The sequence below is a fragment of the Halorubrum saccharovorum DSM 1137 genome, from assembly GCF_000337915.1.
Classification (GTDB): Archaea; Halobacteriota; Halobacteria; order Halobacteriales; family Haloferacaceae; genus Halorubrum; species Halorubrum saccharovorum.
Window position 1 is genome coordinate 128,442 of record NZ_AOJE01000012.1, and the last position, 14,467, is coordinate 142,908.

At 71.3% G+C, this 14,467-nt stretch carries 16 protein-coding genes and 1 pseudogene; 9 read left to right on the plus strand and 8 right to left on the minus strand.

What is annotated here, in order from left to right; genetic code table 11:
* The first annotated feature begins 72 nt into the window (after nt 1–72).
* Nucleotides 73–1,500, plus strand: coding sequence for a 7,8-didemethyl-8-hydroxy-5-deazariboflavin synthase subunit CofH (gene cofH, locus C471_RS04705; protein ID WP_004046901.1), 1,428 nt, complete (start codon nt 73–75; stop codon nt 1,498–1,500).
* Between the two features lie 97 nt (nt 1,501–1,597).
* Nucleotides 1,598–1,915 (plus strand): DUF2250 domain-containing protein, encoded by a 318-nt coding sequence (locus tag C471_RS04710; RefSeq protein WP_004046902.1) that lies wholly within the window; start codon nt 1,598–1,600, stop codon nt 1,913–1,915.
* Between the two features lie 26 nt (nt 1,916–1,941).
* Here the strand turns inward: C471_RS04710 and hmgA are convergent, their stop codons facing one another.
* Complete coding sequence (gene hmgA / locus C471_RS04715; RefSeq protein ID WP_004046903.1) at nt 1,942–3,165, minus strand: hydroxymethylglutaryl-CoA reductase (NADPH); 1,224 nt, start codon at nt 3,163–3,165, stop codon at nt 1,942–1,944.
* A gap of 59 nt (nt 3,166–3,224) precedes the next feature.
* Complete coding sequence (locus C471_RS04720; protein WP_004046904.1) at nt 3,225–3,698, minus strand: GNAT family N-acetyltransferase; 474 nt, start codon at nt 3,696–3,698, stop codon at nt 3,225–3,227.
* 157 nt (nt 3,699–3,855) lie between these two features.
* Between C471_RS04720 and C471_RS16200 the strand changes: the two are divergent.
* The 4 genes and pseudogenes from C471_RS16200 to C471_RS04745 form a co-directional block, all read left to right on the plus strand.
* A pseudogene (locus tag C471_RS16200) lies at nt 3,856–4,635 on the plus strand (DUF502 domain-containing protein); the annotation flags it as partial.
* Between the two features lie 217 nt (nt 4,636–4,852).
* Nucleotides 4,853–5,284, plus strand: a complete 432-nt coding sequence (locus C471_RS04735; RefSeq protein WP_049908966.1) for an archease — start codon at nt 4,853–4,855, stop codon at nt 5,282–5,284.
* A gap of 224 nt (nt 5,285–5,508) precedes the next feature.
* A complete protein-coding gene (locus C471_RS04740; RefSeq protein ID WP_152421812.1) occupies nt 5,509–5,955 on the plus strand; it encodes a hypothetical protein in 447 nt (148 codons plus the stop codon).
* 123 nt (nt 5,956–6,078) lie between these two features.
* The gene (locus C471_RS04745; RefSeq protein ID WP_004046907.1) at nt 6,079–7,587 is read left to right on the plus strand and encodes an RtcB family protein; all 1,509 of its coding nucleotides are present in this window, start codon (nt 6,079–6,081) and stop codon (nt 7,585–7,587) included.
* A 33-nt stretch (nt 7,588–7,620) separates the two neighbouring features.
* Here C471_RS04745 and C471_RS04750 read toward each other — a convergent pair whose 3' ends face one another.
* The 3 genes from C471_RS04750 to C471_RS04760 form a co-directional block, all read right to left on the minus strand.
* On the minus strand, nt 7,621–7,932 hold the full coding sequence (locus C471_RS04750; protein WP_004046908.1) for an MTH1187 family thiamine-binding protein: 312 nt from the start codon (nt 7,930–7,932) through the stop codon (nt 7,621–7,623).
* A gap of 102 nt (nt 7,933–8,034) precedes the next feature.
* Nucleotides 8,035–8,970 carry an alpha/beta hydrolase gene (locus C471_RS04755; RefSeq protein ID WP_049908967.1) on the minus strand — a complete coding sequence of 312 codons (936 nt, stop codon included), beginning with the start codon at nt 8,968–8,970 and terminating at the stop codon, nt 8,035–8,037.
* Complete coding sequence (locus C471_RS04760; RefSeq protein ID WP_004046910.1) at nt 8,967–9,368, minus strand: hypothetical protein; 402 nt, start codon at nt 9,366–9,368, stop codon at nt 8,967–8,969. Before C471_RS04760 ends, C471_RS04755 begins: the two co-directional genes overlap by 4 nt.
* Nucleotides 9,369–9,674: 306 nt before the next feature.
* Between C471_RS04760 and C471_RS04765 the strand changes: the two genes are divergently transcribed.
* The 3 genes from C471_RS04765 (at nt 9,675) to C471_RS04775 (ending at nt 12,357) form a co-directional block, all read left to right on the plus strand.
* Nucleotides 9,675–10,793 carry a DUF4013 domain-containing protein gene (locus C471_RS04765; protein WP_004046911.1) on the plus strand — a complete coding sequence of 373 codons (1,119 nt, stop codon included), beginning with the start codon at nt 9,675–9,677 and terminating at the stop codon, nt 10,791–10,793.
* 25 nt (nt 10,794–10,818) lie between these two features.
* Entirely contained in the window at nt 10,819–11,886 is a 1,068-nt protein-coding gene (locus tag C471_RS04770) for an mRNA surveillance protein pelota (RefSeq protein ID WP_004046912.1), read from the plus strand.
* A 78-nt stretch (nt 11,887–11,964) separates the two neighbouring features.
* Nucleotides 11,965–12,357, plus strand: a complete 393-nt coding sequence (locus tag C471_RS04775) for a hypothetical protein (protein ID WP_004046913.1) — start codon at nt 11,965–11,967, stop codon at nt 12,355–12,357.
* 75 nt (nt 12,358–12,432) lie between these two features.
* Here the strand turns inward: C471_RS04775 and C471_RS04780 are convergent, their stop codons facing one another.
* The 3 genes from C471_RS04780 to C471_RS04790 all read right to left on the minus strand — a co-directional run bounded on the left by C471_RS04780 (nt 12,433) and on the right by C471_RS04790 (nt 14,463).
* Nucleotides 12,433–13,431: an ornithine cyclodeaminase family protein gene (locus C471_RS04780; RefSeq protein WP_004046914.1), complete on the minus strand. Its 999-nt coding sequence runs from the start codon at nt 13,429–13,431 to the stop codon at nt 12,433–12,435.
* A 76-nt stretch (nt 13,432–13,507) separates the two neighbouring features.
* Nucleotides 13,508–13,786 carry a hypothetical protein gene (locus tag C471_RS04785; protein ID WP_004046915.1) on the minus strand — a complete coding sequence of 93 codons (279 nt, stop codon included), beginning with the start codon at nt 13,784–13,786 and terminating at the stop codon, nt 13,508–13,510.
* Between the two features lie 266 nt (nt 13,787–14,052).
* Nucleotides 14,053–14,463 (minus strand): DUF3054 domain-containing protein, encoded by a 411-nt coding sequence (locus C471_RS04790; protein ID WP_004046916.1) that lies wholly within the window; start codon nt 14,461–14,463, stop codon nt 14,053–14,055.
* Nucleotides 14,464–14,467 lie beyond the last annotated feature (4 nt).

Consider the following 14,467-nt stretch of genomic DNA (forward strand, 5'->3'; position numbering starts at 1 on the left):
GGTCGACTCGCTCACGGCATCACCGCGCCGTGACCGTCCCGTTTTTATCCGTGGGACGGGGAGACACACGCGATGAACCCGGCGCGGGACCCCGACGCGACAGACCGCGACGCCGCCGACCTCGACGACGGCTTCGGCTTCGCCGAGCCGTCGACCGACCAGTCGTTCGAGAACGCGCTCGCGAAGGCCCGCGACGGCGACCGGCTCTCAGTCGACGACGCGACCGAACTGCTCGCGACCGGCACCGACACCGAGGGGATCGACCCGGTCCGGAAGGAGGCGGTCCTCGAACTCGCCGACCGCCGCCGGCGCGAGGAGGTCGGCGACGAGGTCACCTTCGTCGCCAACCTCAACAACAACGTCACGACCGCCTGCAACACGGGCTGTCTGTTCTGTAACTTCAAGGACTCAGCGCACGCCTTCGAGGCCGACAGCGACGCCGACCACGCGGGGTTCACGAAGACGCCGGCCGAGTCCCGCGAGATCGTCGAGGACGCCCTCGACATGGGCGTCTACGAGGTGTGCTCGGTGTCGGGGCTCCACCCGGCGCTCGCGCTGAACGCGGAGCACCACGAGATCCTTCGATCGTACGACGATCCGGAGAGCGCGGTGAACTACAAGCCCCCGTCGGCGTACGCCACGGATCCGGGCACCTACGTCGACCAGATCGAGGCGATGTCGGTCGGCGGGGTCCACGTCCACTCGATGACGCCGGAGGAGGCGTACCACGCCGCCCGCGGCACCGACTGGGACTACGAGACTGTCTACCGCGAACTGGCCGACGCCGGCCTCGACTCCGCGCCGGGCACCGCCGCGGAGATCCTCGTCGACGAGGTCCGCGACGTGATCTGTCCGGGGAAGATCCGCACCGACGACTGGGTGGCGGCCATGGAGGGCGCGATGGCGGCCGGCCTCGACACCACCGCGACATTGATGTACGGCCACGTCGAGACGGTCGCGCACCGCGCGGAGCACCTGGAGGTGATCCGCGACCTCCAGGACCGCACCGGGGGGATTACGGAGTTCGTTCCCCTCTCTTTCATCCACCAGAACCCCCCCCTCTACCGCCACGGCGTCGTCGAGTCTGGGCCCTCTCGCGACGAGGACGAGCTGGTGGTCGCGGTCGCGCGCCTCTTCTTGGACAACGTCGACCACGTGCAGGCCTCGTGGGTGAAGTCGGGGGACGCCCACGGGCTGAAGCTGCTCAACTGCGGCGCCGACGACTTCATGGGCACGATCCTCTCGGAGGAGATCACGAAGCGGGCGGGCGGCGACTACGGCGAGTTCCGCTCGTTCGACGACTACGTCGACATGATCACGGCGATCGGTCGGACCCCGGTGGAGCGCTCGACCGACTACCGCACCCGTCGCCGGATCGACCCCGACGACGGCCCGCACGGTCCCCGGCTCGGGCCGCGCGCAGACGGCACGCCGATGCTCTCGAACCGGTCGGCCGACGGCTCGGGCCCCGACGGCGAATCGGCGGGCGCCGACGACTGACCGACCGGATCATCGGCTCGGCCGCCCCTCACACCCGGCCCAGCGAGCGGGAACCACCGGAATACTCTTAATATTGGTAACCATTAGCAAGGATAACATGCCCGCGTCAGACGCGCCGACTCCCGGTTCGGAGAGGGACGCGCCGCCCGAGGACGGCGACGGCGACCCGGATCGCTCGACCGTCGCGCTCACCCGCACCGACGAGCGGGTGCTCGCGTATCTGGCCGACGTCGGGACCGACTACCCCGCCTTCGTCGCGAGCAACACGGGGCTGTACGTCGACCACGTCGAGTCGCGGCTCGACGCGCTCGACGCGGCGGGGCTCGCCGAACGGGTGACCGGCGAGGAGGTCTTCCGGGTCACCGACGCCGGCCGCGACGCGCTGCGCGAGGACTGCTCGGCGTGGTCGGACTGATCGGGGTCCGATCGAGCCCTCTCAGCCTACCGCCCGAGGTCCGCGTGCGCCGACGAGAGGTGTCGGGAGCCGAGCGCCGCCAAAAGCGACAGTTCGCCGGCGAGCGCGCCGACCGCGATCGCCTCCGCGAGCGCGTCGCCGTTGCTCCCGGCGGGGTCGCCGCCGCCGCGGACGCCGAGGATCTCCAGCCCCGCCGCCTGCGTCGGGAGCTTCGTCCCGCCGCCGACCGTCCCCACTTCGAGGCTCGCCAGCGACACGGAGAGGTACAGGTCGCCCGCGGGCGTCGCCTCCGCGGTCGTGATCGCGTTCGCCCCCTCGACGACCTGCGCCTCGTCCTGCCCGGTCGCGAGGAACATCGCCGCGACCGCGTTGGCGACGTGGGCGTTGAAGCCGAGCCCGCCCGCCTTCGCTGAGCCGACGAGGTTCTTCCGGGTGTTGATCTCCGCGATCGACTCCGGCGTGGTGTGGAGCCGCTCCTCGACGACCTCGCGGGGGACCTCCACGTCGGCGCTCACGGAGCGCCCGCGCCCCTCAACCGCGTTGATCGCGGCCGGCTTCTTGTCCGAGCAGAGGTTGCCCGAGAGCGCGACGAGCGAGGCGTCGGTCTCGGCCTCGATCGCGTCGCAGGCCTCGCGGGTCGCGATGGTGACCATGTTCATCCCCATCGCGTCGGCCGTGTCGTAGCGGAACCGCAGGTAGACGTTGTTGCCGACGACGTACGGCGTCACGCCGAGCAGCTCGCCGTGGCTCGTCGTCGACTCGGCGGCCTCCCGCAGCGTCTCCTCGTTGTCCCGGACCCACGAGACGAGCGCCTCCGCCTCGGCCACGTCGGCGACGCGGAAGACGGGCGCGCGGGTCATCCCGCTCTTCGTCACGCGCGCGGTCGCCCCGCCGGCGTCGTTGACGACCGAGCAGCCGCGGTTGATCGAGGCGACCAGCGCGCCCTCCGTGGTCGCCATCGGGAGGTAGCGCTCGCCCGAGAGCGCGCCGCCGTCGACCGCGACGGGGCCGGCGACGCCCATCGGCACCTGCACGGCGCCGACCATGTTCTCGATGTTCGACCCGTGGGCGTCGGCCGCGTCGAACGCGTACTCGCCGAGCGCGTCGACGTCGGCGTCGGCGGTCTCGCTAACGAGTCGGCGCCGGGCGGCCGCGGCGGTGTCGGCGTCGGCGTGCTCTTCGAGCTCGTGGAAGCGGATCTCGCCGTCGCGGACGCGCTCCGCGAGCGACGCGGGAGTGGCGTCGGTCATGCCCGCGTCTCCTCGCGGCGCGTGCTAATGGTTGTCGATTCAGCCGGGACCCGACCGACTCAGCGCCCGACGATCCCGGAGAGCCGCTCGCGGAGCGACTCGCCGCCGAGCTTGAGGTAGTAGGCGTCGCCGCCGTCCTCGTAGTAGTTGTCGATCCGACGGACGACCTCGAACCCGAGGTGTTCGTAGAAGCCGAGCGCCCCGGCGTTGGTCGTGCGGGCGTGACAGGTGACCGATCGGTGCTCCTCGGCAACGTCGGCGATGAGGCGTTCGGCGTGGCCGCGTCCCCGGTGATCGGGGTGGACGGCCAGAAAGAGGACGTAGCCGTCGCGGCGCACGGAGGCGAACGCGACGATCTCGTCGTTTTCGACGAGCAGGTGCGTCGTGGACCGGCGATAGGCGTCGACGAAGAACCCGCGCCGCTGTCGGAGGACGCCCTCCTCCGATCGGATCCGCTCTTTGAGCTCCCACGCCTCCGTGGCGTGGTCGGCCTCGCCGGGCGGCTCCGTCCGCTTTTCCACGTTGACGCTCACTGCAGGAGGCTAACACGCCAACGGAATATAACTCCACCGCCACCGGGGACGGTTGCGCTCGACGCGGCGGTCGGGAGTGTCCCTCGGGGCCCTCTCCGCCGGTGTCCGCTCGCGACGACGGAAGCGTTTTGTCGCGCTCGGTCGTGTGTGTTCAGTAATGGACCCGCCTCCAACGGGCCGGCGGCGACTACGGCACGCGTTCCTCACCGGCGTCGCCGTCATCGTCCCCTCCGTCATCACGCTCGTGGTGCTCGGCGTGGTGTTCAACGCGATATACGACTACCTCGACGCGTTCTCGTCGGTGATCGTTCCGGTGTTGCCCGCGGAAACCCTCCCCGTCAGCCGCGAGATCGCCATCGAGATCGCGGCCCCGATCGTGTTCGTCGCGTCGATCCTCGTGCTCGGGATCGCCGTCGAGTCGACGCGGTACGGAGAGCTGGCGGTCGAGTACGCCCACTACGGCATCGAACAGATCCCGGGCGTCGGCTCGGTGTACCAGGGGTTCAGACAGATGAGCGACGCGATGCTGGAGTCGGACACCGGTAACTTCCGGGAGGTCGTCCTCGTCGAGTTCCCCACCGAGGGGGCCTACGCGCTCGCGTTCGTCACGAGCGAGGCTCCGGCGGCGGTCGCCGACCCGGCGGACGACGGCGAGATGCGGTCGCTGTTCATGCCCATGGCCCCGAACCCGGTGATGGGCGGCCACGTCGTCTTCGTCCCCGAACGCCGGATCGTCGACGTGGACCTGACCGTCGACGAGGGGCTCCGGGCGATCGTGACGAGCGGCGTCGCGCTCGGCGGCGAGGAGTCGGATCCCGAGGGGCTCTCCCCGGAGGAGCTCAAGCGGATCGGCGCCCGAAACCGGATCGGTTCGGGGTTCCGGTCGGAGTACGACGCCCGGACCGGGACCGAGACCGGAACCGGGGCCGGGACCGAGACCGGAACCGGGGCCGGGACCGAGACCGGAACCGNGAGTACGACGCCCGGACCGGGACCGAGACCGGAACCGGGGCCGGGACCGAGACCGGAACCGGGGCCGGGACCGAGACCGGAACCGGAGCTGAGACCGAGACCGGAACCGGAGCTGAGACCGAGACCGGAACCGGAGCTGAGACCGAGGCTGAGGGCCCGAGCCGCGACGGCGGTGACGACCGATGAGCTACGCCCTCCGAGAGCACACCGCCGACGTGGCGGTCGAGGCGACCGCGCCGACCCTCGCGGCGCTGTTCGAGGCCGTCGCCGACGGACTCACCGCCGCGAGCTGCGAGGCGGTCCCCGGGGGCGGAGAGCGGTTCGAGTTCACCGTGAGCGCCGAGAGCCGCGAGGCGCTGCTGTTCGATTACCTCGATCAGCTGATCTACGAGCGCGACGTGCGGCTCGTGCTCCCCGCCGACCACCGGTGTGCGGTTTCGGGGTCGGACGGTGCCGGGGGAGACGAGGGCGCGGCGTGGACCGCCGAGGCGACGGCCCGCGGCGTCCCCCTCGACGCCGTCGCCGCCCGGGAGATCAAGGCGGTCACGTACTCCGAGATGACCCTCGAACGACGGGACGGCGAGTGGTACGCGTACGTCGTTTTCGACGTTTGACGGCCGCACACGTCCGGGAAACGAGATCGCGTGGAAAGAATTAACAGTCGAGAGTTCATTGTTACCGTATGTCACACACGGGCGAGAGCGACGCGGATCCGGACGCCGAGCCGGAGACGGAAGAGGCGACGGGACGCCGACCGGAGGCGGCGGGGAGGACCCCCGGAGCGACCGGCCGTCGCTGGCGCGCGGGCGCGGTGGGCGGGGTGATCGCCGGCGCGGCCATGGGCCTCGTGTTGCACGGGGCGTTGGGGCTGATGCCGACGATCGGTGCCCTGGTCGGGACCGAGACGGTCGCCGCCGGCTGGGCGGTCCACCTGTTCAACAGCGCCCTCTTCGGGGCGCTGTTCGTCGCCGTCTTCGACCGCGCGTTCTTCGACGAGCTGCGCGCGGACGTCGGGGGGTGTCTCTCCCTCGGCGTCGCCCACTCGGCGCTGCTCGGCGTGATCACGGGCGGACTGCTGTTGCCGACCGCGCTCGCGATCGAGGGCGCCACCTCGCTGCCGGTGCCGACGCTCCCGGTGCCGGGACTCACGGCGAGCTTCGAGTTCGGCGCGGTGATCGCGGTCGCGCACCTGCTGTACGGGCTCGTGCTCGGCCGCGTGTTCGCCGCGTTCACGCTCGCCGACGGCGACATCGGGTGGCTCCCGATCGACCCGGTCGACCGGTAGCGGTGGCGGAGGGTCGGCCGGGTCGCTCTCGGCGGGACCCGCAGGCACCCGCTCCCGGAGCGACCCGCCCGCACCTGCGCCCGCTGACGCAACGCCCTTCTCCCCCCGCGCCGAACCCCGGGTATGACCACGCGCGAGTTCGACGGGATCCGGCTGGAGAAGGTGCGCGAGCACGTCTGGGAGATCCCCCGCGAGGGCGACATGAACGTCCCCGCGCGGGTCCTCGCCAGCGAGACCCTGCTGGAGGAGATCGGCGAGGACGACTCGCTCCAACAGCTGAAAAACGCCACTCACCTGCCCGGGATGGTCGAGCCCGCGCTCTGTATGCCCGACGGCCATCAGGGGTACGGGTTCCCGGTCGGCGGCGTCGGCGCGATCGACGCCCGAACCGGCTGTATCTCGCCCGGAGCGGTCGGTTACGACATAAATTGCGGCGTCAGAATGGTGAAAACTAATCTCACCTACGACGACGTGCGCGGCCGCGAGTCGGAGCTGGTCGACGCGCTGTTCGAGGCGATCCCCTCGGGGCTCGGCGGGGGCGGCGTCATCGGCGGCGACGCCGACGCGATCGAGGGCGCCCTCGAACGGGGCGTCGAGTGGGCCGTCGAGGAGGGGTACGGGATCGAGAGCGACCTGGCGCGCTGCGAAGACGAGGGGCGGCGCCCCGACGCGCGACCCGAGTACGTCTCCCAGAAGGCGATGGACCGCGGGCGCAACCAGATGGGCTCGCTCGGCTCCGGGAACCACTTCTTAGAGGTCCAGCGCGTCACCGACGTGTTCCGCGAGGCGGTCGCCGAGTCGTACGGCCTCCGCGAGGACGGCATCGTCGTCCTGATCCACTGCGGGAGCCGCGGGCTCGGCCACCAGACCTGCAACGACTACCTCCGGCGGATCGAGAAGGAGCACGGCGACCTCCTCGCTGACCTGCCCGACAAGGAGCTCGCGGCCGCGCCCGCCGGATCCGAGCTGGCCGAGGAGTACTACGGCGCGATGGGCGCGTGCATCAACTTCGCGTGGGTGAACCGCCAGCTGATCACCCACCAGGCCCGCGAGACGTTCGGCGAGGTGTTCGACGCCGACCCGATCGAGGACCTCGGGATGGAACTGCTGTACGACGTGGCGCACAACATCGCCAAGAAGGAGACCCACGAGGTCGGCGTCGACGACGACGGGCGCCCCGCGGTCGGCGACGAGGCGATCGACCGCGCCGACCGAGAGCTGTACGTCCACCGTAAGGGCGCGACGCGCGCGTTCCCCGCGGGCCACGAGGACGTGCCCGAGGCCTACCGCGGCGTCGGCCAGCCCGTGATCATCCCCGGCAGCATGGGCGCCGGCTCGTACGTGCTCCGCGGCGGCGACCAGTCGATGTCGGTGTCGTTCGGCTCCACCGCCCACGGCGCCGGCCGGCTGATGAGCCGGACGCAGGCGAAACAGGAGTTCTGGGGCGGCGACGTACAGGACGACCTCGAAGACGGTCAGCGGATCTTCGTGAAAGCGCAGTCCGGCGCCACCATCGCCGAGGAGGCGCCCGGCGTCTACAAGGACATCGACGAGGTGATCCGTGTGAGCGACGAGCTCGGCATCGGCGACAAGGTCGCGCGGACGTTCCCCGTCTGCAACATCAAGGGGTAGCGGCGGTCCCTACGACCGACCGGTCGCGCCCGATCACCGCTCCCGCTTCGCCTCCCGACCGAGGTGCTCCTCGACCGCCTCGACCTTGCGGTCGGCGGTCGTCTCCTCGGTCCGCTTGTCGTCGATCTTCAGGACCGTGGAGACGCGGTCGCCGTCGACCGCGTCGTGGGCGGCCGCCGCCGCCGCGAACAGCGTCTCGGCGTCGTCGGCCTCGATCACGGTCCCCATCGGGTTCGTCTCGTAGCTCACGTCGAACTCGTCGAGCGCGGCGACGGCCTTCGCGACCTCGCCCGACATGCTCCCCTCGATCACCGGCGCGACGCTCAGGAGTGCGATGGCGGTCATACCCGAGCGTCCGTCCCGCGGATACTTAAAAACGGAGCGGGGTGCGGCGAAACGCGAACCGGCGACGGCCTCGTCGCCGGTCGGGCGCCCGTCAGGCGTCCCTCACTCCAGCGCGTCCCGCAGGAACGAGAGCTGATGGCCGACCGCCGGCTCGAAGTCCTCGCCGAACGGGGAGAAGTGGTCCGCGGGCATGGTGACGACGGTCCCGCGCGAGAGCGCCTCGCCCGCGTCGACGACCGCCTCGCTGTCGACGATGGCGTCGTCGGTCCCGGCCAGAAGCAGGGTCGGCGCCCGGATCTCGTCGAGCCGTTCGACCGGGCGGTAGCTCGCCACCCGCAGCAGGGAGCGCGCGGGCGTCTCGTTGCGCCACGTCGAGCCGCGGTCGACCAGGTCGAGGTACTTCCGCTTCGTGCCCGGCTCCGTGATGGCGGCCAGCTCCTCGGTCTCGCCGACGATCGGGACGGTGCGCCCGCGACCGAACCGATGTCCGAGCAGGTCGCGGACGCCCGCCGCCCCGGAGCGCGCGAGGTAGCGCCACCCCCGGCGCCGGGCGATCGCTCGCCCGTCGAGCATCGGGACCGCGGCGATCACGGCGTCGGGGTCGCGCCGCTCCGCCGCGAGCGTGAGGACGTGCGCGGCCGACAGCGACGCGCCCCACAGCACCAGATCGCGGCCGACCGCGTCGACCCGTCGAACGCGGTCGATGGCGGCCGCGTAGTCCGCGCGCTGCCCCTCGGGGTCGACGAGCTGCGAGTCGCCGTCCGACGCGCCGAACCCGCGGTAATCGAAGAGGAACGCCGCGTAGCCGGCGTCGGCGAACCGCTCCGCGACCGCCGGGTAGCCGAAGGTCTGCTCCGCGCCGAGGCCGGGCGCCATCACGACGACCGGCGGGTCCTCGCCGTCGCCGCCCGGGAGGTAGAGGGTGCCGCGGCAGGCGTCGCCGTCGGCGTCGAACGCCAGCTCGCGGGTGGCGAACCGCTCGCGCGGCGGGCGGTCGAGGCGTCGCTGCGCGCGGTTCACCGGATCCCTGCGGGTCACGCTTCGTCCCCGGCGGGATTCCCCTCAGCGGCCGCGCCGTCGGCCTCGCCGTCCGCGTGCGTCAGCGTCTCCAGCACGCGCGTCGAGAACTCGGTCTCGCTGATCTCGTAGGCGATCAGCTCTTCGAACCACGCCGCCTCCGCGCGCCACGTCCCGAGCGCGTCGCCCGGCGAGCGGACCACGGTCGCCTCGACCCGAACGGGGTCCCACGCGTCCGCCTCGGCGCGGTCGATGAGCGCGTTGAGCGCGCGCCCGATCTCGCCGTGGTGCACCTCGCGGCCGGGGAACGCCGTCATGTACGTGAGATCCAGGGGGTCGCCGCCCTCGACGGCCTCGACGCTGATCCCGTAGCTGCGGAGCGCGGGCTCCACCTCGGTCGTCCGCTCGTCGCCGGTCATACGCGACCCACGTTCGGACGAGATAAATCGGTACCGGCGTCCGGACGGCGCCGTCGCTCAGCGTGTGAGAAACGACTCGTTTCGAAAGCCGCGGACGGGGGAAGGCCGTCGCGATAGACGGCCGGGATCGGTTCTGTCAGAGGCACACGATTGTCCCGCGCGGCCGGATGGCACTACTTCACGACATTATATAAACTCTCGGGAGGTCCGCGATCGGTGATCGTTCGGGTCGTAACCGAACTGCGGCCCGAGGACGAGCCGTCGAGACCGGACACCCTTTATCAGTGTCGCGCGACAGGATCCGGTATGCTCCGGGGGACGGTCACCGCGCTGACGCGATCGGCCGACGCGGCCGGCGTTCTCGTCATCGGTGGGCTCCTAACGCTTCTGACATGGGTCGTCACCCCGGTCTGGATCGGTGGCGCGCTGCTTTTCCCCCCGCTCGTGCTGCTCGCCCCGCTGACGCTCGCGCCCGCGTTCGTCGCCCGCGGTTACTTCGTCCGCGTCCTCGCCGCCGGGATCAGGTCCGGGAACGCCGACGGCGCGCCCCCCTTCGTCGCGTGGAACGAACTCTACCGAGACGGCCTCAAGTCCGCGTTCGTGAGCGCCGTCCTGCTCGCACCGCTGGCGGTGGGGGTCTCGCTCGCGGCCCTCGCCGGCGTCGCTCTCGGGAGCGACCTCGTCGATCCCACGCCCGTCGCAGAGGCGATCCGGACGGCTCTCGGGGACGGCGGCATCGCGGCGGTCGTCGGGGTCGCCGGCGGGCTCGTCGCGGCGGTCGCGTTCGCGTACCTCCTCGCGTTCGCGTACGTCAGGCCGGCGGCGCTCGCGTCGTTCGCCGCCTCCGGCCGCCTCCGCGACGGGCTCCGTCCGCGTCGCGTCGCCGGGGTCGCCGACTCCGGCGCGTACGCCACGGCCTGGGTGGTGGCGGCCGCGACGCTGGGCGCGGGTTACGCGTTGGCCGGGCCGTTCATCCCCCTCGTGGTCGGTGCCGCGCTCGTCTTCGTCGCCCGCGTCGCCGCGTACGGGCTGTACGGGCGGGGCGCGGCGGCGACGCTGGAGGTCGTCGACACGGGCGACGCCGACGAGTCGGCCGCTCCGATCGCGGCGGAACCCGACGAGCGGTCGACCGACCTCGTTCGCCCTCCGACCCCCGAGGTGCCAGCGGCGGTGCAGACGGGGCGGACCGTCCCGCTCGGCGGGGTGAGCGTCGGCGGGACGAGAACCGCGGAAGCGCGCGCCGACGGCTCCGCGTCGCACCGGACCGACGGCGCGGTCGAGGCCGGGGACGAGTTCGACTGGTTCGCGCCCGACGGGGAGCCACTCGACCGTGACGAGCGCGACGCGGCCGGCACCCGGGGAACGGCCGGCGGCGACGAGTTCGAGTGGAGCGCCGACGCCGCCGACCCAGAAGACAAGAGTTGATACGCGGCCGGGGAGACGTTCGGGCATGCGCATCTCCGACCGGGGCTACGGCGAGGAGGGGCGGGAACGGCTCACCCTCGTCCCCGAGAACGTCGACGACCTCTGGCACCTCGCGCACGTCCTCGAACCGGGGGACCTCGTCGAGGGCGACACCACCCGCCGGATCCAGCGGAACGACGACCAGATGCGGGACACCGGCGGTCAGCGCGAGCATCTGTTCGTCACGCTGGAGGTCGACGAGGTGGAGTTCGCCCGGTTCGCGAACCGGCTCCGCGTGTCGGGCGTGATCGTCGGCTGTTCCCGCGAGGACCAGCTCAACGCCCACCACACGCTCAACGTCGAGGAGCACGACGAGATCACGGTGGAGAAGCACTTCAAGCCGGACCAGACCGAGCGGCTGGAGGAGGCGACCGAGGCCGCGGAGAACCCCGACGTGGCCATCGCGACCGTCGAGGAGGGGGCCGCCTACGTCCACACCGTCCAGCAGTACGGCACCGAGGAGTACGCCTCGTTCACGAAGCCGACCGGGAAGGGCGACTTCTCGCGGCCGCGCGAGGAGCTGTTCGCCGAGTTGGGCGAGGCGCTCGCGCACCTCGACCCCGACGCCGTGATCCTCGCCGGCCCGGGGTTCACGAAGCAAGACGCGCTCGACTACATCGAGGAGGAGCACCGCGATCTGGCCGACCGGATCACCACCGTCGACACCTCGGCCGCGGGCGACCGCGGCGTCCACGAGGTGCTGAAACGCGGCGCGGTCGACGAGGTGCAGAAGGAGACCCGGATCTCGAAGGAGGCGACGCTCATCGACGACCTCACCGCCGAGATCGCCCAGGGCGCGAAGGCGACGTACGGGCCCGAGGACGTGGCCGAAGCCGCCGAGTTCGGCGCGATCGAGACGCTCCTCGTGGTCGACGAGCGGCTCCGGCAGGAGCGGCAGAACGAGGGCGACTGGGAGATCGACGTCAACGAGGTGATCGAGTCGGTCGAGCAGCAGGGCGGCGACGTGGTCGTCTTCTCCTCGGAGTTCGACCCCGGCCAGCAGCTCTCGAACCTCGGCGGGATCGCCGCGATCCTGCGGTACCGACTGCAGTAGCGAGTGCAAGCGACGGACCCGCTCCCCCGCGGCTCGTCACGCCGAAAAGCACTTACCGATCGTGGGGACAGTCGGCCCATGAAACGGCGTTCCCTCCTCCGGGGCGCGGCACCCCTCTGTGCGGGCCTCGCCGGCTGTTCGGGAGCGGTCTCCGACCCGCTGATGCTCTCCGTGATCGTCTTCAACCACGCCGAGAGCCCGTACACGGTCGAGGTGACGCTGTCCCGGACGGACGCCACCACCAGGAGCGACGCTAGGGCGTTCTCCGGAACGATCGACGTCGAGCCGGACGGCCAAGCCGACCGCGAAGGCGTCGCCGAACGGCGCCGATACCTGATCGAGTACGGCCTCTACGAGGACAACAGCGACCTGACGGACCAAGACCACGTCCACTACTACCCGGGCGACGAGGACGAGAGCGGCACGCTGTCGTTCGACATCGACTCGTCGGGGAACCTGACGCGGCGGTGAGCGGTTCGCGCTACCGCCGGATGGCGGACGGCGGACGCGTACGCGAGCGGGTCGGCGTTACTCCCCCGTCAGCGGTTACTCCCCCGTCAGCGCCTCGCTCGCGGGCGCGAAGTCGATCGTCTGCCCTCGCCCCTTCTCGCTCGCCCGCTCGTAGAGCATGTGCGCGGCCGCGACCGTCTCGATCCCGGTCCCGCCCGAGTCGAACACGGTCACCTCCTCCTCGCTCGTCCGGCCGGGGTGCTCCCCGGCGACGACCTCGCCGAGGTCGGCGGCGACGTGGTCCTCGTCGATCAGCCCCGCCTCGACCGCCGCGAGGAACGACCCGGCGTCTTGGGTCGCCCGGGCTCGGATGTCGGGGACGTACGTCGCCCGCGCGACGAGTTCGGGCGGGAGCTCGTTCTTCTCCGGGTGGTACTGGCCCATCGCGGTGACGTGAGTGCCGGGCTCGACGTCCGCGTCGTCGATCACGGGATCGCTCGCGGTGGTCGCGGTGATCACCACGTCGGCGCCGGCGAGGGCGTCGCTCGCGCTCGCGACCGGCGACACGTCGGCGTCGAGTCGGTCGTCGAACTCGTCGGCGAACGCCTCGCGGTGCTCCGCGGTCGGGGAGAAGACGCGGACCGCCTCGAACTCGCGGACGGTCGCGGTCGTCGCGAGCTGGCCGCGGGCCTGCGCGCCGCTCCCGATCACGGCGATCTCCGTCGCGTCGGGGCGAGCCAGCGCGTCGACCGCGACCGCCCCGGCAGCGCCGGTCTTGAACGGGTTCATCGAGGCGCCGTCGAGCAGCGCGAGCGGCTCGCCCGAGTCGGCGTCGAAAAGCGGCGTCATGAACCACGCGTCCTCCGCGCCGAAGCCGGCGGAGTAGGAGTACCCGCCCATCGCGCCGGTCTCCGGAAGCACCGCGGCGTAGGTGGTGAACATCCCCGGCGGCTCGCGGTTGAGCAGCTTCGTCCGCGGCTCCGCCGGGGCGCCCTCGCCGATCTGGCGGTAGGCGTCGCGGACGACCGCGACGTAGTCTGCCGGCTCCGCGAGGTCGTCGACTTCGGCGCTCGTCAGAAACAGGGCGTCGGTCATACCGGCCCGGTCGGACGCGAGCGACTAAACGGTACAGGGAACCGGAACGGTCGCCGTACCGAGACGCGCGGGTGGGTCAGTCGGCGCCGCCGGTCCGCGAACGCCCGGCCGATCGGCCGCGCCCCGGAGCGGTCGAGCGCCCGACCGAGCCGCTCACCGGCTGGTCGCTCCGGGCGCTCCCCTCGCCCGCGACCGGGGCCTTGACGAACATCGCGTGGGCCACGACCCCTCCCGCGACGAGGGCGCCCCCGGGAAGGGCCGCCGTCAACGACAGCCCGACCAGGTTCAATACGGCGGTCACACCGATCAGCGCGGCCGGAATGAGCCCGAGAACGTAGTCGTAGTACCCAGTCATGATCCGGATGATACTACCGCAAAATCGCTATTAAATCTTTCTCAGGGTTCGGTGTGACACCTCGACTGATCACTTCGAAGCGGCTCGTAAGTTATACAGATGTGTTCGTCGCGGGCGCGACGGGCGGGGGTCGGGGGTCGTAACGGGGCGGCGAGCGGCGGGAACAGAGGACGCTCGAAGCGACGAACGAGGGAGAGACGGGATCGACACCGATGAGACGGCGATCGAGGCGACGGCCAGGCCGATCGGAACGCGACCGCGACCGCCTACCGGAGCTTGAAGTACAGCGCGCGCCAGCCGCCGAGCACGACCGACCCGAGGACGATCATGACCGCCGCGAACGTGATGGCGGCGCTCCCGCGGAAGACGAACTCTCGGAGCGCCAGCCCGACGATCGCGGCCGGAATCCACGATCGAATCGCGAGCGGGACCGACGACTTTGCGGTCTCGACGGCGCCGGCCGAGTACGCGCCGATCAGGGGCGCGACGAGGACCCACCCGATCAGGAACGGCGCGTACACTTCGAGCAGGTAGAGGGGGTTCGCGGAGAGGAACTCGACGGTACTGTGGTTGAGCGCCCCGATCGTCAACAGGACGATCAGGGCGATCAGGTCGCCGACCGCGAGGGGTACGGCGTCGCGGTCGAGGCGTGTTGCGAGGAACGACGAGTCAGCCATATCG

What these genes read in the sequence shown, in the direction of transcription:
- cofH (WP_004046901.1), top strand. Translation starts at nt 73, where the DNA reads ATGAACCCGGCGCGGGACCCCGACGCGACAGACCGCGACGCCGCCGAC.
- C471_RS04710 (WP_004046902.1), top strand. Translation starts at nt 1,598, where the DNA reads ATGCCCGCGTCAGACGCGCCGACTCCCGGTTCGGAGAGGGACGCGCCG.
- hmgA (WP_004046903.1), bottom strand. Translation starts at nt 3,165, where the DNA reads ATGACCGACGCCACTCCCGCGTCGCTCGCGGAGCGCGTCCGCGACGGC.
- C471_RS04735 (WP_049908966.1), top strand. Translation starts at nt 4,853, where the DNA reads ATGAGCTACGCCCTCCGAGAGCACACCGCCGACGTGGCGGTCGAGGCG.
- C471_RS04740 (WP_152421812.1), top strand. Translation starts at nt 5,509, where the DNA reads ATGGGCCTCGTGTTGCACGGGGCGTTGGGGCTGATGCCGACGATCGGT.
- C471_RS04745 (WP_004046907.1), top strand. Translation starts at nt 6,079, where the DNA reads ATGACCACGCGCGAGTTCGACGGGATCCGGCTGGAGAAGGTGCGCGAG.
- C471_RS04750 (WP_004046908.1), bottom strand. Translation starts at nt 7,932, where the DNA reads ATGACCGCCATCGCACTCCTGAGCGTCGCGCCGGTGATCGAGGGGAGC.
- C471_RS04760 (WP_004046910.1), bottom strand. Translation starts at nt 9,368, where the DNA reads ATGACCGGCGACGAGCGGACGACCGAGGTGGAGCCCGCGCTCCGCAGC.
- C471_RS04765 (WP_004046911.1), top strand. Translation starts at nt 9,675, where the DNA reads ATGCTCCGGGGGACGGTCACCGCGCTGACGCGATCGGCCGACGCGGCC.
- C471_RS04770 (WP_004046912.1), top strand. Translation starts at nt 10,819, where the DNA reads ATGCGCATCTCCGACCGGGGCTACGGCGAGGAGGGGCGGGAACGGCTC.
- C471_RS04775 (WP_004046913.1), top strand. Translation starts at nt 11,965, where the DNA reads ATGAAACGGCGTTCCCTCCTCCGGGGCGCGGCACCCCTCTGTGCGGGC.
- C471_RS04780 (WP_004046914.1), bottom strand. Translation starts at nt 13,431, where the DNA reads ATGACCGACGCCCTGTTTCTGACGAGCGCCGAAGTCGACGACCTCGCG.
- C471_RS04785 (WP_004046915.1), bottom strand. Translation starts at nt 13,786, where the DNA reads ATGACTGGGTACTACGACTACGTTCTCGGGCTCATTCCGGCCGCGCTG.
- C471_RS04790 (WP_004046916.1), bottom strand. Translation starts at nt 14,463, where the DNA reads ATGGCTGACTCGTCGTTCCTCGCAACACGCCTCGACCGCGACGCCGTA.